Source organism: Phenylobacterium sp. LjRoot225, assembly GCF_964252855.1.
Lineage (GTDB): Bacteria > Pseudomonadota > Alphaproteobacteria > Caulobacterales > Caulobacteraceae > Phenylobacterium.
In genome coordinates, this window is the sequence record NZ_CAXUPL020000003.1 from 364047 (window position 1) to 380446 (window position 16400).

General features: G+C 70.1%; 18 protein-coding genes. 11 read left to right on the forward strand and 7 right to left on the reverse strand.

The features are described from left to right. Positions 1 to 147: 147 nt before the first annotated feature. Positions 148 to 2148 (forward strand): glucans biosynthesis glucosyltransferase MdoH, encoded by a 2001-nt coding sequence (gene mdoH / locus ACSQ2B_RS16915; protein WP_436051609.1) that lies wholly within the window; start codon positions 148 to 150, stop codon positions 2146 to 2148. Positions 2149 to 2155: 7 nt separating this feature from the next. Here the strand turns inward: mdoH and ACSQ2B_RS16920 are convergent, their stop codons facing one another. The 3 genes from ACSQ2B_RS16920 to pseB all read right to left on the reverse strand — a co-directional run bounded on the left by ACSQ2B_RS16920 (position 2156) and on the right by pseB (position 6002). Next, entirely contained in the window at positions 2156 to 3691 is a 1536-nt protein-coding gene (locus tag ACSQ2B_RS16920; RefSeq protein WP_436051610.1) for a glucan biosynthesis protein, read from the reverse strand. Positions 3692 to 3789: 98 nt separating this feature from the next. Next, a complete protein-coding gene (gene pseC, locus ACSQ2B_RS16925; protein WP_436051611.1) occupies positions 3790 to 4953 on the reverse strand; it encodes a UDP-4-amino-4,6-dideoxy-N-acetyl-beta-L-altrosamine transaminase in 1164 nt (387 codons plus the stop codon). Continuing rightward, complete coding sequence (gene pseB / locus ACSQ2B_RS16930; protein WP_436051612.1) at positions 4950 to 6002, reverse strand: UDP-N-acetylglucosamine 4,6-dehydratase (inverting); 1053 nt, start codon at positions 6000 to 6002, stop codon at positions 4950 to 4952. The genes pseC and pseB overlap by 4 nt, the downstream gene beginning before the upstream one ends. Before the next feature lie 109 nt (positions 6003 to 6111). Here pseB and ACSQ2B_RS16935 point away from each other — a divergent pair, with 109 nt between their 5' ends. Continuing rightward, positions 6112 to 6495 (forward strand): Tat pathway signal protein, encoded by a 384-nt coding sequence (locus tag ACSQ2B_RS16935; protein ID WP_436051613.1) that lies wholly within the window; start codon positions 6112 to 6114, stop codon positions 6493 to 6495. A 1-nt stretch (position 6496) separates the two neighbouring features. Here the strand turns inward: ACSQ2B_RS16935 and ACSQ2B_RS16940 are convergent, their stop codons facing one another. Then, on the reverse strand, positions 6497 to 6799 hold the full coding sequence (locus tag ACSQ2B_RS16940) for a 4a-hydroxytetrahydrobiopterin dehydratase (RefSeq protein WP_436051614.1): 303 nt from the start codon (positions 6797 to 6799) through the stop codon (positions 6497 to 6499). 238 nt (positions 6800 to 7037) lie between these two features. Here ACSQ2B_RS16940 and ACSQ2B_RS16945 point away from each other — a divergent pair, with 238 nt between their 5' ends. Continuing rightward, positions 7038 to 7415 (forward strand): VanZ family protein, encoded by a 378-nt coding sequence (locus ACSQ2B_RS16945; RefSeq protein ID WP_436051615.1) that lies wholly within the window; start codon positions 7038 to 7040, stop codon positions 7413 to 7415. A gap of 23 nt (positions 7416 to 7438) precedes the next feature. Here the strand turns inward: ACSQ2B_RS16945 and ACSQ2B_RS16950 are convergent, their stop codons facing one another. Together ACSQ2B_RS16950 and ACSQ2B_RS16955 are read right to left on the reverse strand one after the other, a co-directional pair. After that, the gene (locus ACSQ2B_RS16950) at positions 7439 to 7900 is read right to left on the reverse strand and encodes a chemotaxis protein CheW (protein ID WP_436051616.1); all 462 of its coding nucleotides are present in this window, start codon (positions 7898 to 7900) and stop codon (positions 7439 to 7441) included. A gap of 130 nt (positions 7901 to 8030) precedes the next feature. Further along, positions 8031 to 8522 (reverse strand): flavodoxin family protein, encoded by a 492-nt coding sequence (locus ACSQ2B_RS16955; protein ID WP_436051617.1) that lies wholly within the window; start codon positions 8520 to 8522, stop codon positions 8031 to 8033. 179 nt (positions 8523 to 8701) lie between these two features. On the opposite strand from ACSQ2B_RS16955, the gene ACSQ2B_RS16960 reads away from it, so the two are divergent. From ACSQ2B_RS16960 to ACSQ2B_RS16995, 8 genes are all read left to right on the forward strand, one after another. After that, on the forward strand, positions 8702 to 8944 hold the full coding sequence (locus tag ACSQ2B_RS16960; RefSeq protein ID WP_436051618.1) for a hypothetical protein: 243 nt from the start codon (positions 8702 to 8704) through the stop codon (positions 8942 to 8944). Positions 8945 to 9061: 117 nt separating this feature from the next. After that, positions 9062 to 9979, forward strand: a complete 918-nt coding sequence (locus ACSQ2B_RS16965) for an MBL fold metallo-hydrolase (protein WP_436051619.1) — start codon at positions 9062 to 9064, stop codon at positions 9977 to 9979. 222 nt (positions 9980 to 10201) lie between these two features. After that, on the forward strand, positions 10202 to 10939 hold the full coding sequence (locus ACSQ2B_RS16970; protein WP_436051620.1) for an SDR family oxidoreductase: 738 nt from the start codon (positions 10202 to 10204) through the stop codon (positions 10937 to 10939). A 19-nt stretch (positions 10940 to 10958) separates the two neighbouring features. Further along, complete coding sequence (locus ACSQ2B_RS16975) at positions 10959 to 11777, forward strand: NAD(P)-dependent oxidoreductase (RefSeq protein WP_436051621.1); 819 nt, start codon at positions 10959 to 10961, stop codon at positions 11775 to 11777. A 13-nt stretch (positions 11778 to 11790) separates the two neighbouring features. After that, positions 11791 to 12618 (forward strand): coniferyl-alcohol dehydrogenase, encoded by an 828-nt coding sequence (locus ACSQ2B_RS16980; protein ID WP_436051622.1) that lies wholly within the window; start codon positions 11791 to 11793, stop codon positions 12616 to 12618. A 28-nt stretch (positions 12619 to 12646) separates the two neighbouring features. Then, positions 12647 to 12985, forward strand: a complete 339-nt coding sequence (locus ACSQ2B_RS16985) for a nuclear transport factor 2 family protein (RefSeq protein WP_436051623.1) — start codon at positions 12647 to 12649, stop codon at positions 12983 to 12985. Between the two features lie 3 nt (positions 12986 to 12988). Next, positions 12989 to 14110 (forward strand): CaiB/BaiF CoA transferase family protein, encoded by a 1122-nt coding sequence (locus ACSQ2B_RS16990; RefSeq protein WP_436051624.1) that lies wholly within the window; start codon positions 12989 to 12991, stop codon positions 14108 to 14110. A 56-nt stretch (positions 14111 to 14166) separates the two neighbouring features. Continuing rightward, a complete protein-coding gene (locus ACSQ2B_RS16995; protein ID WP_436051626.1) occupies positions 14167 to 15036 on the forward strand; it encodes an SDR family NAD(P)-dependent oxidoreductase in 870 nt (289 codons plus the stop codon). Between the two features lie 82 nt (positions 15037 to 15118). Here the strand turns inward: ACSQ2B_RS16995 and ACSQ2B_RS17000 are convergent, their stop codons facing one another. Then, the gene (locus ACSQ2B_RS17000) at positions 15119 to 16381 is read right to left on the reverse strand and encodes an acyltransferase family protein (protein ID WP_436051628.1); all 1263 of its coding nucleotides are present in this window, start codon (positions 16379 to 16381) and stop codon (positions 15119 to 15121) included. Positions 16382 to 16400 lie beyond the last annotated feature (19 nt).

Below are 16400 nucleotides of genomic sequence, written 5' to 3' on the forward strand. Positions count from 1 at the left end.
CGGCACTCAGCCTGCGGCCGACCAAGACGAGGCATGATGTTCAATCAGGAAGAGCGACGCCGGGAGCGGGCGCGCCGCAATGTGGCGGGAGAATTCCGCCTTGCGTTCGCTGGTCCGAAGACGCGCCACAGGCGCCGTCGCATCGCCATGGCTCAGCCTGCGGCGGAGCGCCCGGCGCCCGCGGCGAAGTCATCCGCAGCGCCGAGGCGGCCCGCCTATCCGGCGTTCCGCTCCATGCCGGCCCGGGCGCCTCTCGACATGCCGCAGCAGCAGCTGGACCCGTCCGCGCCCGACCGCGCGCCCCGGCTGGACGTCGCCCCCGGCATCGCCCGCGCCCGGGTCATGCTGATCATCGGCGCCTGCGCCTTCGGCCTGCTCAACGGCGCGGCGCTGACGCGCGTGCTGGGGCGGGACGGGATGCTGAACGGCTGGGAGCTGGCCGTGATCGTGCTCTCGACCCTGCTGGGCGCGTGGCTCGCCTTCGGCTTCCTGAGCGCGACGGCGGGTTTCCTGGTGGCCTTCGCCGGGGGCCGGTCGCAGGCCCGCGCGCCGGCCGGCGCAACCCAGAGCCGCACGGCGATCCTCCTGCCGGTCTACAACGAGGACCCGGGCCTGGTGCTCGCCGGCATCCAGGCGATGGCGGAGGACGTGCGCGACGTCGGCCTCGCCGAGCGGTGCGACTTCTTCATCCTCAGCGACACCCGCGAGGAGGAGATCGCCCGGGCTGAGGCGGTCGGGCTGCTGCGCGTCCGCGGGCGGCTGGTCGACGGCCCCCAGGTCTACTATCGCCGGCGCGAACACAACACCGACCGCAAGGCCGGGAACATCGGCGAATGGGTGGAGACCTACGGCGGCGCCTACGACCACATGCTGGTGCTGGACGCCGACAGCCTGATGAGCGGCGAAACCGTCGCCGAGCTGATCCTGCGGATGGACGCCGATCCGGGCCTGGGCCTGCTGCAGAGCGTGCCCAGCATCGTCAACGCCGCGACGCCCTTCGCCCGGCTGCAGCAGTTCGCCAACCGACTCTACGGGCCGATCTTCGCGCGCGGCCAGGAATGGTGGTCGGGCGCCGAGGGCAACTACTGGGGCCACAACGCCATCATCCGGACCGCCGCCTTCGCGGCCTGCGCGCGCCTGCCGCATCTGAGCGGACCGCGGCCGTTCGGCGGCCACATCATGAGCCACGACTTCGTGGAGGCGGCCCTGCTGCGCCGGGGCGGCTGGGCGGTGCGCACCGTGACCAGCCTGCCCGGCAGCTACGAGGAAAGCCCGCCGACCCTGCTCGACACCGCCGCGCGCGACCGCCGCTGGTGCCAGGGCAACATGCAGCACATCCGGGTCTTGCGGAGCGCGGGCCTGCACTGGGTCAGCCGCCTGCACCTGCTTTGCGGCGTGCTCGCCTATGTCGCGCCGCTGCTGTGGCTGGCCTTGCTGGTGAGCGGGGCGATGGTCTGGCCCGCCCAGCACGTCACGGTGGGCTCGCAGGCCTACGCCTGCATCGTCGGCCTGTTCGCCATGTCCCTGGCGCTGCTCGCCGCGCCCAAGGCGATGGCCCTCGTCCTCGCCCTGCGCGACGGCGAGACCCGGCGCGGCTTCGGCGGCGCCTCGCGGCTGGGGCTGGGCGTCGCCGCCGAGATCGTCGGGGCCCTGCTGATGACGCCGGTGATGATGGTCATGCAGAGCGTGGCGGTGGTCGAGGTCCTGATCGGCCGCGACAGCGGCTGGGCCGCTCAACATCGCCAGGGCGTTGCGCTGAGCCGCCGGGAAGCCTGGCGCGCGCACGGCGGCCACGTGCTGCTCGGCGCGCTGGGCGCCGTGGGCGCCTTCTTCATCAGCCACGAGGTCCTGCTCTGGACCAGCCCGGTGTTTCTCAGCCTGACGCTCTCGGCTCTGCTGTCCGTGAAGACCTCGCGGGCGCCGACCGGCAAGCCCGCCTCGCGCGAGCGGCTGTTCCAGACGCCGGAAGACACCGATCCGCCGCCGGTGCTGCAACGGGCGCGGGCGCTGCGCAGCGCCTATGCGGCGGAGACCGACGTGCGGCGGAGGGTCGAGGCGCTGATGCGGACGCCGGCTGCGGTCTACGAGGTGGACCGCATGGTGATCACACCGCCGGCGGCGCCTTGCCCGCTCGCGGCGGCGGCCTGAACCGTCGTCAGGCCTCGAACGGGTAGACCCAGGTCTCGGTGAGGGCTTCCGCGCCCCGGCGCAGATAGGCGCGCAGGTCGATCGAGCCCTGGGGAAGGTCGATGTCGAACATCAGCCGCCAGGCGTCCTGGCCGACGATCGGATAGGCGGCGGCCTCGATCGCCGCGCCGCGGCTGGAGGTCACCACGGCCTCGGCGTCGCCGCGGCGGGTGAACTGGCCCAGCGGCCCGCCGGCGAAGTCGATCACGAACTTGCGGCGGCCCGCCGGCGCCGGAGCGCCCGGGCGTCCGGCCAGGCCCGAACGGGTCGCGACCACCCGGGCGACGCCGACCGGCGTCGGCTCCTGGCTTGTCCAGTGCAGGCGATAGTCGAGGTCAAGCCGCCTGCCCCGGCCCGGGGCGCGCGCCGGGGTCCAGAAGGCGACGATATTGTCCTCCGTCTCGCCCGTCGTCGGGATCTCCACCAGCTGCACCGAGCCGGCGCCCCAGTCGCCCAGAGGCTCGACCCAGAGGCTCGGCCGCTTTTCGTAGAAGACGCCGTCGTCCTGATAGTCGGCGAAGTCGCGGTCGCGCTGCATCAGGCCAAAGCCCCGCGGCGTGCGGTCTAGAAAGCTGCTGGTCGTCACCCGCGCAGGATTTCGCAGCGGCCGCCAGAGGCGCTCGCCCGTCCCGGTCCAGATGGCCAGGCCGTCGGAATCGTGGATCTGCGGTCGCCAGTCATGTCGGGGCGAGCGTTCGTCCTGGCCGTACCAGTACATGCTGGTGAGCGGGGCGATCCCCAGCCGCGCGACGGATTTGCGGAAGGTCAGCTGGGCGGTGATCCGCTGCTTCAGCCCGGCGCGGCCGCGCTCGTGGGCGATACGGTAGGCGCCGGCGACGCTCGGCCCGTCGAGCAGGGCGTAGACGGTGGGCTCGCCGGCGGGCGGGTGCTCGATCCAGAAGCTGGTGAAGGCCGGGAATTCTTCGGGACCCGGCGTCGCCGTGTCGATCGCCAGGCCGCGGGCGGAGAGGCCGTACTGGTTGAAGGGGTCGGCGGCGCGGAAGTAGCTGGCGGCGAGGAAGGCCGCCCAGTCGGTCTTGTCGTCGGCGTTCATCAGGCGAAAGCCGCCGAACCCCGCATGCTCCCCCAGCCGGCGGACCGGCGAGTCCGCGGGCATGTCGAAGAGCGCGGGCGAATAGAGCACCGGCCGCGCCTGGCCGCCGGCCACCACGTGGACGATCACCGGCGCGCGGGCGCCGCCGCTCAGCGGGAAGAGGCGCACCCCGTGCGCGCCGCGCCAGAGCGTCGCCTCGGGCCGATAGACCGCATGGCCGAAGGCGTCGTAGTCGATCGCGCGCGCCAATTCGACGGGCGGGGCGGGCCGCGGCTGATAGGGCCTGGCGGCGAGCGCCCGGGCCCGGGCCTTCAGGCCCTCGAACGAGAAGGGCTCCGCCGGGCCGAGGGGCGCCTCTCCGGGCCAGGCCGGGCCTTGCGCCTGCGCCGCGCTCGCCTGAGCGGCGACGGCGAGCAGGGCGGACAGCGTCCATCGGCGGTTCACATGCACGGGTCGGGTTCTCCTGGCCGCCGCGAAGCTGGGCGGCGGCCGTCAACTAGGCAGGCGACGGCGCCCATTTAACGCCCGGAAAGCGGAGCCGGCGCCGCCTAGAGACCTAAAGCTTCGCCAAGCGCCCCGGCTGCCCGCGCCACGTCGGCCTCGGTCATCGCCGGATAGAGGGGCAGCGACAGGCAACGCGCGTACCAGGCCTCGGCGCCCGGCAGCATGGCGACGCCGTAGCGGTCCGCATAGTAGGGCTGGCGGTGGACCGGGATGTAGTGGACCTGGCTGCCGGCGCCGCGGGCGCGCAGCGCCTCGATCACCTGGCTGCGGTCGCGTCCCGCCGCCTCGAAGTCGATCAGCACGGTCATCAGGTGCGGGACGGGCCGGCTCCAGGGCGGCGAAGCCGCTGCCTGCACGAGCGGGGCTAGGCCGGCCAGGGCGTCGCCGTAGGCGGCGGCCAGCCTGCGGCGGCCCTCGGCGAAACGGTCGAGCTTGGCCAGCTGCGACAGGCCGAGCGCGCAGAGGATGTCGGGCAGGCGGTAGTTGAAGCCGATCTCCGGCATCTCGTACCACCAGGCCGGGCCGTGCTCCGGGCGCACCATCCCGTGGCTCCGGAAGGTCCGCAGCCGCTCGGCCAGGTCGGGATCGTTGGTCGTGACCATGCCGCCCTCGCCGGTGGCGATGGTCTTCACCGGGTGGAAGGAGAAGGTGGTCATCGCCGAATGGCGCCCGTCGCCGACGGTCTCCGCGCCGTCGCCGAAGTCCATGGTGGTCCCGAGCGCGTGGGCGGCGTCCTCGACCAGCACCGCGCCGGCGTCCCGCGCCAGCGCCGCCAGCGCCGGCAGGTCCACGGCGTCGCCGCGCAGGTGCACCGGCAGCACGGCGCGCAGCCGCCGGTCGCCCACCCGCATCAGTGCTTCGCCCAAGGTTTCCGGCGTCATCAGCCCGCTGGCGGGGTCGATGTCGGCGAACACCACCTCGGCGCCGACGTAGCGGGCGCAGTTGGCGGTGGCCAGGAAGGTGGTCGAAGGCGCGATCACCACCTCGCCGGGCTGCACGCCCAGGGCCAGCATGGCCAGGTGCAGGGCCGCGGTGCCGTTGGCGCAGGCCACGGCGTGGCTCGCGCCCACCCGCTCGGCGAAAGCCGCCTCAAACCGCCCGACCGTAGGTCCGGTGGTCAGGAAATCCGCCCGCAGCGCCTCGACCACGGCGGCGATGTCGTCCTCCTCGATGGTCTGGCGGCCGTAGGGGAGGAAGGCCTCGCTCATGCGTCGCTCGCCCGCCGCCGGGGCCCGGGCGCGCCGTCGTTCAGCAGGGCCAGCAGGCCGTCGCCGGTGAGCCAGTCGTCATTGGTGTCCGAGGCGTAGGAGAAGTCTTCCGGCAATCCCGGCGCGTCGAAGGCCTGGCGGGTGTATTCGGCGAAGGCGGGCTCGATGGCGTAGCGGTCGCCGAGGTCGACGGTGGTGCGCGCGTCGTCCGCCGAGATCATGATCTCGTGCAGCTTTTCGCCCGGGCGAATTCCTACCATCTTCAGGGTGGCCGTCGGGGCCATGGCGACGGCCAGGTCGACCACCTTCATCGAGGGGATCTTCGGCACGAAGATTTCGCCGCCCCGCATCAGCGACAGCGACGACAGCACGAAGTCCACGCCCTCGTTCAGGGTGATCCAGAACCGGGTCATCCGCGGGTCAGTGATCGGCAGCTCGGTCGCGCCCTTGGCGATCAGCCGCTGGAAGAAGGGGGCGACCGATCCGCGGGAGCCGACCACGTTGCCGTAGCGCACCACCGAGAACCGCGTGCCGATGTCGCCGGAAAGGTTGTTGGCCGCGACGAAGGTCTTGTCCGAGGCGAGCTTGGTTGCGCCGTAGAGGTTGATCGGGTTGCAGGCCTTGTCGGTGGACAGCGCCACCACCTGCTTCACCCGGTTGGACAGGCAGGCCCAGACCACGTTCTCGGCGCCCAGCACATTGGTGTGGATGCATTCCGACGGATTGTACTCGGCCGCCGGCACCTGCTTCAGGGCCGCGGCGTGGATGACGATGTCCACCCCGCGCATGGCCAGCGTCAGCCGCTCGCGGTCGCGCACGTCGCCCAGGAAGAAGCGCAGCGAGGCCATCTGCTCCGGCGTGAAACGCTCGGCGAGATCGATCTGCATCTCGCTCTGCTTCAGCTCGTCGCGCGAATAGATGATCAGCTTGCGCGCCCTGGACCGCTGCAGGACCGTCTCGATGAAGCGGCGGCCGAAGGAGCCGGTGGCGCCGGTGACCAGGATGACCTTGCCGTCCAGGTCCAGGGTGGTCGGCGCAAATCGGCCCAAGGCGCGCTCCAGAAGCTCAGCGAATCGGCTGTAGCCGCCACTGTCGGCCGCGCTCGTAAAGAGACCGCTAACCATAGTCTGCGAGGCTGCAGCGGTGATGAACCGCCGCATGCTTCTCGCGCTTGCAACGCTCTGCGCCGCGTCGCCTGCCGTGGCGTTCGCCGCCGAGGAAAAGAAGAAGACCGGCGGCGACAGCTATCTGCCGATCAACAACATCACCGCCTACACCGTGCGTCCGGGCGCGCGGCGCGGCGTGCTGACGGTGGAATGCGGCCTGGACATCCCCGACGAGGCGCTGCGCGAACGCGCCGACCTGATGCTGCCGAGGCTTCGGGCGGCCTATGTCCAGGTGGTGCAGATCTACGCCGGCGGACTGCCCAGCGGCGTCGCGCCCAATCCCGACTTTCTCGCCCGCAACCTGCAGCGCTCGACCGACACCGTGCTCGGCCGCGCTGGCGCCCGGGTGCTGATGGGCTCGGTGGTGGTGAACTAGCTTACTGCGCGCCGAGCGCGCCGGCGGCGGCGTCCATGAAGGTGGCGAGCTGCACGTCGAGCGCGGTCACGCCGTGGGCGTCGTGGGTGGTGAGCAGCACCTCGACCCTGTTGTAGACGTTGGACCATTCCGGATGGTGGTCGAGCTTGTCGGCCATCAGGGCGACGCGGGTCATGAAGCCGAAGGCCGCGTTGAAGTCTTCGAAGCGATAGGCCCGGCGGATGGCGTCGCGCCCGTCGACAGCCTCCCAGCCCGGCAGGCCCGCGAGCGCCGCGGCCGCGCCGATCCTGGCGGGCCGGCTCACGCCAGGGCCTCGAGGGGCGAGAGGTGAAGGATCACCGCGTCGATGGCCATGGCCAGCTCCCTTTGCGCCCGATTTCCAGACCTCGGCGCCGCCCGACGCTAGAGAGCGGCGGCGACGGGTGCAAGCATCCGCCGGTCTGCTATGCAGGGACCTGCATGCTGAACCTCATCGTTAAGCCGGCTGTGTCGGGCTGCGCCCCGACCATCGTCCGGACCGGTCGGAAGCGGGGGTTGGAGACTTGACCCTGCGGCCGGACCGCCTTCCCACGGTCCTGCGCGTCGCCGCCTACGGCGTGGCGGTGGCGGTGCTGCTCTACCTGACCCAGGCGCCGACGCAGGATCTGCCGCGGGAGTCGCTCTGGGACAAGGCCGAGCACGGGCTCGCCTGGCTGGTGCTGGCCGGGATCGGCCTGACCTTCTGGCCGCAGCGTCCCGGCCGGATCGCGGCCTTCGCCTTCGGCTTCGGTGGGCTGGTGGAGGTGCTGCAGTCGACCCTGCCGTTCGGCCGCGACGGCGACGCGCGTGACCTGATCGCCGACAGTGTCGGCATCCTTGCGGCCCTGGTCATCTGGGCGGTCCTCCGCCGGCTTGCGGGAGGTCGTCCGCTTCGGGCTTGAGGAGGTATCTTGAGGCGCGCGCCTTAAGCCGCGTTCGCCAGGCTTTCGGGCATGACGTGGGTGAGCGAGAGAAGGGTGACGATGCCCTGATCGGTGGTCATCACGCCGGCCACGAAGTCGCGTACGCGGTCGCCGACGTTCGGCGGCTCCTGCAGCATGTTCTCGGTGACCATCAGGATGTCGCAGACCGCGTCGACGAGCAGGCCGACCTGATTCTCGCCGATCTGCGCCACCATCACCACCGAGGAGGCGACCGCCGCGGTCTGGCCGATGCCCAGCAGGGAGCCGAGATCGATCACCGGCAGGATGGAGCCGCGCAGGTTGATCATGCCCAGCACGTGGGGCGGGGCGTGCGGCAGCGGGGTGGAGACGGTCCAGCCGCGGATCTCGCGAACCTGCATGATGTCGATGGCGTAGAGGTGCTCGCCGATCGAGACGCAGATCAGCTCCGCTCCGACCGCCGGCAGCTTGTTTGTCCCTGACATCGCGCAGTCCCCAGCCGCTGCCGCCCCAGCCGGATGGCCGAGGAACGATCGCGATCAGCATCAGTCTTGGCGCGATCCGGTAAAACGGCCCTTAAGACCGGCGAAATCGACCTGGAATCGGCGCGGACGCCTAAAAGACGCCGAGCGCCAGGCCGGCGGCCAGGGCCTGGCCGAGTTCGGCGCACGGCGCGAGCTGGTCCGGGGTCAGGTGTTTCTCCGCCAGGATCGCTTCCGGCGTCTGGGCGTGGGTGCAGATGATCAGCGGCTCGGCCACCGCCCGCAGCCGCCAGCCGGTGGCGATCCGCGCAACCTGTCGGGCCGCGCCGCTCCCGTCGCTGCCGGCGCAGATCATCGCCGCATAGGGCCGGCCCTGGAGCTGGTCGAGCACCGGGTAATAGTTGCGGTCGAAGAATTCCTTCATCGCCCCAGAGAGGGAGGCGAGGTTCTCCGGCGCGGCGAAGATGTAGCCGGAGGCCTCACGCAGGTCGTCGGGCTGGGCCGTCTCGGCCGGGACCAGGCGGGTGCGGACGGCGGCCTCCAGGCCGGCGCCCTCGGCGGCGGCCTGGGCCATCCGCCGTGCGCAGCCGGTGCGCGAGTGCCAGACGATCAGCAGGGTCTTCATGGCCCGACCCTAGCCGCGACCGGGGCCTGGGCGCCATCGGTTGCACAGGACGAAGGCGCCCGACCGCCGCGAGCGTCCAGCATACGGGCAGATCATCCGTGGTCGGCCGCCGTCTTGCGATTGAGGGGGCGCATTCTCGCCGGCGCCTACCCACCTGAGGAAAACAGGGAGGTTTCGCTATGGATAGAGTTCAAGAATATCGAGACCATGCGCGCCAGTGCGAGCTGCTGCTCGAAAAGGCCGAGGATCTCCGTGTACGTGCGAGGTTGCGACGCGAGCGTCAGGAATGGCTGGAGCTGGCCGCCAGTCGCGAAGCTCTACTGCGGGGCGAACGCTGGGCCGGCGAACGCCCGCTCGACGAGGAGATGACCCTCACCTCGCTGCGCGCCTTTGAGGCGGGGCGGCGGGCCGCAGGCTCGTAGAGCGCCGTTCAGGTCCGCTGCCGCCGGCCAGGTCTGCGCCTCGCCACGGGCGTTGGCGCGACGCCGCGCCGGATCCTATATCGAGACGGCCGCCACGCCTCGCGACGGAGCGCTGTCATGAGATTACGCTGGTCCGCCGCGATCCTGGCGGGTCTTCTGTTCGGGACCGCCGCGGTCGCCGTCCATAGCCTGCCAGCGCTCGCCCAGGCCATCGCGCCAGCCGCAGAGACCTTCCGGTTCAAGATCGGCGCCCTGGACGCGGTCGCCCTGAAGGACGGCGACATCGAGACGCCGAACGACGGCAAGACCTATGGCGTCGGTCAGCCGCCGGCCCGAGCAGCGGAGGTGCTCGCCGCCGCCGGCCTGCCGTCGGACCGCATCAGCATCAGCATCCAGCCGCTGCTGGTGAAGGACGCACAGCGCCTGCTGTTGTTCGACGCCGGCGCGGCGGATGCGTCCTTCGCCAAGGCCGGACGGCTGCCGGCGTCGTTGCGCGCCGCGGGCTTCACCCCCTCGCAGGTCACGGACATCTTCATTTCGCACGGCCATCCGGACCATGTGGGCGGCCTGGTCGGCGCTCAAGGCGGCCTGGCCTTCCCCAACGCCGTGATTCATCTGTCGGCGCCGGAATGGGCGGCGATGAAGGCCAATCCCGAGCTGGGCCGGCTGGTCGCGGTGATCGCCCCGAAGGTGGCGGCTTTTCCGCCGGGCGCCGTGATCCTGCCCGGGGTCGTGAACGCCATCGCCGTTCCGGGGCATACGCCGGGCCACAGCGCCTATGAGGTCGTCTCCGCCGGCCAGCGGCTGCTGGTCATCGGCGACGCGGCCCATCACTCGGTGATCTCGCTGCAGAAGCCGGATTGGACGATCGAGTTCGACCCCGCCGACGACGTCGCGGCCAAGGCCAGCCGTCGGGCGCTGCTGCAGCGGGCGGCGGATCAGAACCTGAGGCTGTACGCCGGCCATTTCCCGTTTCCCGGCCTCGGACGGGTGCGTTCCCAGGGCGACGGCTTCATCTGGGTCCCCGAGCGCTGAGATTGCAGCAGGAAGTTTGGCGGGGATCTGGCCGTCGGTTCGGCTGCCCCGCCTGGGAAGGAGTTTCGCGAGGCGGCCATAACATCGCGAGCGCGCCACGCAGTGTCCGAGGGTGATGGTCCGCTGGGCGACGGCGTGCTTTTTCACGCCGGTTGAAGGCTGGGCGGCGTCGCTCGTGCGACTGTTGGCGGCCAGGGCCGGACGACGAGATCCAGGGGCCGTATGTCGAAAGTCATTGTCATCACCGGCGCCGGAGGCGGTCTTGGACGCGCCTTGGCCCGGCGCTTTGGCGGGGAGGGCGAAACCGTCGTCTTGCTCGGCCGAACGCTGACCAAGGTCGAGGCTGTCGCGGCGGAGATCGGCGACAGCGCCTTGGCGATCGGCTGCGATGTGGCGTCTCCGGACTCGGTCCGCGCCGCCTTCGCGCAGATCGCCGAATGCTTCCCGGCGATCGACGTGCTCATCAACAACGCTGCGGTCTACGAGCCCTTCCTCATGGAGGAGGCCACCGACGATCAGATCCTCTCGAGCATCGGCACGAACCTGACGGGCGCCATGCTGTGCGCGCGCTCCGCGATCCCGATGATGGGCGCCGGCGCGCACATCATCAACGTCAGCAGCGAATCCGTCGACCTGCCGTTCCCGCACATGATCGTCTACCAGGCGACGAAGGCCGGCCTGGAGCGTTTTTCCATGGGCCTCTATCGCGAGCTGGACCCGCGCGGCGTTCGGGTGAGTTTCGTTCGAGCGGGACAGATGATGGACGAGGACAAGCGCTGGGACATCGACCCGGGCGTCGCCGCGCGATTCCTGGCGGCCTCGGCCGCCGCGGGTCTTAACCCGCGTGAGCGGGCGACCAGCCACGTCTCGTCGGTCACGCAAGTCTTCCGCTCATTGATTGACCTGCCCGCCGACCTTCACGCCGCGAGCGTCAGCCTCTTTGGCCGCGCGGCGTCGTAACTCCATGGGAGAGGGAAGAATGAAAGTTGGCTTCATCGGCCTGGGAAGCCTGGGGGCGGGGATCGCGCACCGGATCGCCCAGTCCGGCTTTGACCTCGTGGCTTGCGACGTCAGTGCAGCCGCGCTCGCGGCGTTCGAGGAGCCGGGCGTCGAGCTGACCTCGGACGCGATCGCCACCGCCGAACGCGTGGACGTGCTCTGCGTCTGTGTACGGATGGACGCCGATCTGGAGGCGCTGACCGCGGACGGAGCCCTGTTCCGGGCGCTGGGCGACGGCGGCCTGCTGATCATCCACTCGACCGTCTCGCCGCCGTTGGCGCGCGCCGTGGCGGAGCAGGCGAAGGGCTTCGGCGTCGACGTGATCGACGCAGGCGTCTCGGGCGGGTCTCCGGCCGCGTTGAAGGGCGAGCTGTCGATCTACATCGGCGGCGAGGACCAGGCGATCGAGCGCGCACGGCCGCTGCTGCAGTCCTACGCCAAATCCATGCTCGTCCTGGGCCCTGTCGGACGCGGGATGGAGGGCAAGCTGCTGAACAACCTCGTCAGCATCGCCAACTACGGCATGTCCGCCGCCATCCTCGACCTCGGACAGAAGCTGGGCTTCGAGCGCGAAGCGCTGCGGCAGGCGCTGATGGCAGGTTCCGCCGAGAGTTTCGCCCTTAAGGCGGTTCCGGGGCTGCTCCGGCCGGAAGGCGCTGTGGCCATGCGCCAATTGCTGGGCAAGGATGTCGATCACGCCCGCGAGCTGGCGCCGGCCGCCGACCCTTCGATGGCCGCCCTGCTCGATGCCGCGCAATCCATGCTGGACCGCCTGACCCGCCTCGCGGCGAACGCCTAGATAGGAAGACCCGATGTCCGATCTCATCAGCTACAAGAACAAGCGCGTCGTCATCACCGGCTGCTTCTCCGGCATGGGCGAGGCGACCGCCCGACTGCTGCTCAGCCTGGGCGCCGAGGTGCACGGCCTCGACTATCAAGTCTCCAAGCTTGATCTCGCTTCGTTCAACCAACTGGACCTGCGCGATCCCGCCTCGATCGACGCCGCGGTCGCGCGCATCGACGGCAAGATCGACGCCCTGTTCAACTGCGCCGGCGTGTCCGGGACCTTCGCGCCGATCGACGTCTTCAAGGTCAACTACATCGGCCCGCGCCGCCTTACCGATCTGCTGGCCCCGCGGATCTCCGAGGGCGGAGCGATCGCCTGCATCGCCTCGACCGCGGGCTTCGCCTGGCAGCGCCACATCGCCGAGCTCAGGCCACTGATCGAGATAACGACCTACGACGCTGCCGTGGCCTGGTGCGAGGAGCGCCTAAAGGGCGCCGGCGACGCCTATTCGCTGTCGAAGGCGACGATCATCATCTGGACGCAGATCGCCGCGACCTCGCTGATCAAGCGCGGCGTACGCATGAACTGCATCCTGCCAGGGCCGACCCAGACGCCCTTCATGGAGGCGCAGGTGAAGGTCACCCCCGATGCGGCGATCGACGCCTTCACCCAGCCGATCAACCGTCGCTCCAGTCCTGAGGAACAGGCCGCCCCGCTGGTCTTCCTGAACAGCGACGCGGCCAGCTACATCAACGGCGTGGCCCTGCCTGTCGACGGCGGCTTCATGGGCGGGGTGGCCACCGGCGAGATCGACCTTGCGAAGCTGTTCTCGGCCAATCCCAAGGTCAAATGACGCTCGCACAGCCGAACCGGAGACAGCCTTGAACCCGAACCAACTGGCGGATCGCTACTTCGACTGCATGCGCGGTCGCGACCTCGAAGGGATGGTCGCCCTCTTCACGAAGGACGCGGTGATCGTCCTGCCCGACGGCAAGGAGGTGGCCGGCGTCGCCTCCATCCAGGGCATGTACCAATACATCATGGGCGCCAATGCGCCGACGCCGCAGCCCCAGGCGACCATCACCGGGCCCAACGCCGTCGCCGTCGAGATCGAAGCCCGGCTGGGCGACGGCGTGAGCCGGCGTACGGCGAACTTCTTCCACCTCGATGCGGACGGACAGATCGTCCGCCTCAGCATCTACAAGCGCGGCGACTGGTGACCGATGATGGCGCTCAAGCCGCTCTCCGGCGTCCGCGTTCTGGACCTCACGGCCCTGCCGCCGGGCGGGTTCTGCACCGTGGTGCTGGCCGACCTCGGCGCCGAGGTGATCCGCGTCGAGCCGCCCGCCCAGAAGGGCAAGCCGAGCCTGGTGATCGGGCAGGTGGCGCTCAGCCGCGGCAAGCGCTCGATGACGCTGGACCTGCGCAACCCGGCGTCCAGCGACGTCCTGCGCCGCCTGGCGGCGGGCGTCGACGTGGTCGTGGAGAACGCCAAGCCGGGGGCCATGGAGGCCCGAGGCTTCGGCTACGGCCACGCGCGCGCCGAAAATCCGAAGATCATCTGGTGCGCCATCACCGGCTTCGGTCAGACCGGCCCTTACGCGGAGTGGGCGGGACACGATCTCTCCTACCTCGCGCACTCGGGCCTTCTCGGGGCCCTCACCTCGAAGCTGGCGTGGCAGCCCGAGATCTCGCTCAGCCTGCAGGCCGGCGCGCTCGCCGCGGTCGTCGGAATCCAGGCCGCGCTTCTGCAGCGGGCGCAATCCGGCGAAGGGGCCTTTTTGGACATCAGCCTGTCCGAGGCGGCGACCTGGCTGCTGACCTGCGGGATCAACCCGTTGTCAGACCGACCGTTCGCCATTCCCGCCACGCCCGATCGTCGGCTCTACGCCTGCGCGGACGGCCGGTTCGTCGCGGTGGCCTGCGCCGAGCGCCGGACCTGGGACGCGCTCTGCGACGGCCTGGAGGCTCCCGACCTGAAAGGCGCCCTGCATCAGCCGCAGGAGGCTGAGCGCGCCGCGCAAACCCTCTCAGATATCTTCCTGACTCGCGGCGCACTCGAGTGGGTCAATCGGCTGGCGCCTGCCGGAGCGGCGGTGACGATCGTCAATCATGGGAGCCAGCTGCTCGAGGATCCGCACGTCCAGGCGCGCGGATCGACCGTCGAATGCGCGGGCGCTTCTGTGCCTGCCAATCCGATCCGGCTTAAGGCGCCGAACGGAGACGTCACCGAGACGTCGGTCTCGCCGCCGGCAAGGGTCGGCGATGACACCGAAGAGGTTCTGACCTCCGTTGGATATTCGCTGGATCAGGTTCGAGACCTGGTTGCGGCTGGCCTCGTCTAGTTGTCGTCCATCAGCAAGGATCGCAGGAGAGAGGGCATGCCGATGAAGGGATTGAAATGACCGGAGATTTTCAGCGCGTGGCGGTCGTCACCGGCGCAAGCTCCGGCATCGGCAAGGAGACGGCGAAGGCTCTGGCGAAGCAAGGCTGGCGGGTGATCGCCGTCGGCCGTGACCCGGCGCGTAGCGCCGCGGCGGAGGCTGAGATCCGCGCCGTCTCAAGCGGAGGCGCGGTGGACATGATCCGGGCCGACCTCGCACTGATGGCCGACGCCGCGCGGGCGGCGCGCGAAATCGCGACGCTCGTCGATCGGATCGATGTCCTGATCAACAATGCCGGCGGCATGGCGAAGGATATGGTCGTCACCTTCGAAGGCTATGAGGAGAGTTTCGCGGGCAATCATCTCGGTCCGTTCCTGCTGACCAATCGCCTGCTGCCGCTGATCCGTCGCGCCGCCGTCGATGCGCCGAAGGGCAGTGTCCGCATCATCAACACGTCGTCCGACGGCAGCGAGATGATCACGGGACTGCCGTGGGATGATCTCCAGATGTTCGATAATTTTCGCCCCGGCGCCGCCTATTGCAACGCCAAGCTTGCGAACGTCCTGTTCGCCCGTGGCCTTTCAAAGCGCCTCGCGAAGGACGGGATCGTCGCCCACGCCATGCATCCGGGCACGATCGCTTCCAACTTCTTCATCCTCCCTGACGCGCAGACCCAGGCGTTCATGGCGACGCGTGACGTCCTGACGCCGGAGCAGGGCGCGGATACGCTCATCTGGCTCGCCACCGCCAAGGAAGCGGGCGAGACCAGCGGCGGCTATTTCTACCTGCGCGAGCCCCGCGCGCCCAATCCGCTCATCAATGACGACGCCGTCGTCGACAGGCTGTGGCTTGAGAGCGAGAGGTTGGTGGCGAAGGCCGGCGTCTGACGTGCCCCGACGCCGAGCTTAGCCACGGCGGCCTGAGCGGACGACGGACCTGCCGCTCGTTTCACCGAGATCTTGGCGCCCGTCAGATCTTGAGGATCAGTCCGCGCGTATAGAATGCGCGCAGCAGCAGGTAGAAGGCTGCGACGTAGGTGAGAGCGAAGGCGAGCGAAGCCAGTTTGGGCGGCAGCCAGGGGCTGAAGACGAGGTCGGTGAACCAGAGCTCGACACCGACCTGGCGGCCCTGGTGCGGCGCCGTCCACCAGCTGTAGATCACCGTGGCTGTCGCCTCGGAGAGGGCGTAGGCGAGGATCGGGTTCACGCCGAAGACGAGGAAGGGCGCGGCCCAGCGCCGCCGGCCCTTGAGTTCGATCGTCAGCATCAGCAGGGCGAGCAGGGCTGCTCCCACGCCGCCGGCGAAGAGCACGTACGAGCTGGTCCAGAGGTTCTTGTTGATGGGGAAGGCGACGCCCCACACAAGGCCCAGCAGGATCCCTGCCGCGCCGGCCGCAAGCAGGAGCCGGACCCGCTGATCGAGCGGCCGGTCCTGGCCGATCCAGCGCCCTGCCAGCAGGCCCAGGATGACGGTGCCGACAGCCGGGAGCGTCGAGAGCGCGCCCTCCGGATCCCAGGTCCGGCTGTACTTCCAGAGATGGACGCCCCACGGCCCCCAGTCGAAAAGACGCCGGTCGATCCAGGCGCCCAAGGTCGCCGAAGGCTCGGCGATCGCGGCCAGACCCGTCGCGCCGGAGCCGGGGACGGGAACGCCCATCAGCATGGCCCAGTAGCCGAGGAGGATGGCGCCCAGAACCGCGATCTGCGTGCGCCATCCCGCGGACAGGGTGAGAAGGCCCCCGGCGAGGTAGCAGAGCGCGATCCGCTGCAGCACGCCGGGAATACGCAGATGCAGCAGGCTGTCGCCGATCCTGGCCGGGAGTCCGGCGGGAGCGGCGCCCGGCATCGGGCCGTAGGTGTGGAAGGGGAACCAGTGGAGGCCTAGCCCTATCAGGAAGATGAGGGCGGCCCGGCGGACGATCTGGCGAAGCATGACCTGCGGTGCGTCGCCCCGCGCCTGGCGCGCGCTCAGCGACAGGTGGGTGGTGATCCCGACGATGAAGAGGAAGGAGGGGAACACCAGGTCTGCGGGCGTCCAGCCGTGCCAGGCGGCGTGGCTGAGCGGCGCATAGACGGCGTCGAACTTGCCGGGATCGTTGACCAACAGCATGCCGGCCACGGTCAGGCCGCGGAACACATCCAGCGAAACGAGGCGCTCGCGGCGCTGGGGCGCGCCGGTGGACGCCGATGGGGCGGGCGGGACGGCCTCGGCGCAGGTCGCAGTGCTGTTCAACAAGGCCTCCCTGAGCGGA

Coding starts and splice junctions, on each gene's coding strand:
- ACSQ2B_RS16965 (WP_436051619.1), top strand. CDS start 9,062: ATGAGATTACGCTGGTCCGCCGCGATCCTGGCGGGTCTTCTGTTCGGG.
- ACSQ2B_RS16960 (WP_436051618.1), top strand. CDS start 8,702: ATGGATAGAGTTCAAGAATATCGAGACCATGCGCGCCAGTGCGAGCTG.
- ACSQ2B_RS16975 (WP_436051621.1), top strand. CDS start 10,959: ATGAAAGTTGGCTTCATCGGCCTGGGAAGCCTGGGGGCGGGGATCGCG.
- ACSQ2B_RS16995 (WP_436051626.1), top strand. CDS start 14,167: ATGACCGGAGATTTTCAGCGCGTGGCGGTCGTCACCGGCGCAAGCTCC.
- ACSQ2B_RS16950 (WP_436051616.1), bottom strand. CDS start 7,900: ATGTCAGGGACAAACAAGCTGCCGGCGGTCGGAGCGGAGCTGATCTGC.
- ACSQ2B_RS16955 (WP_436051617.1), bottom strand. CDS start 8,522: ATGAAGACCCTGCTGATCGTCTGGCACTCGCGCACCGGCTGCGCACGG.
- ACSQ2B_RS16970 (WP_436051620.1), top strand. CDS start 10,202: ATGTCGAAAGTCATTGTCATCACCGGCGCCGGAGGCGGTCTTGGACGC.
- mdoH (WP_436051609.1), top strand. CDS start 148: ATGGCTCAGCCTGCGGCGGAGCGCCCGGCGCCCGCGGCGAAGTCATCC.
- ACSQ2B_RS16935 (WP_436051613.1), top strand. CDS start 6,112: ATGCTTCTCGCGCTTGCAACGCTCTGCGCCGCGTCGCCTGCCGTGGCG.
- pseC (WP_436051611.1), bottom strand. CDS start 4,953: ATGAGCGAGGCCTTCCTCCCCTACGGCCGCCAGACCATCGAGGAGGAC.
- ACSQ2B_RS16980 (WP_436051622.1), top strand. CDS start 11,791: ATGTCCGATCTCATCAGCTACAAGAACAAGCGCGTCGTCATCACCGGC.
- ACSQ2B_RS16990 (WP_436051624.1), top strand. CDS start 12,989: ATGATGGCGCTCAAGCCGCTCTCCGGCGTCCGCGTTCTGGACCTCACG.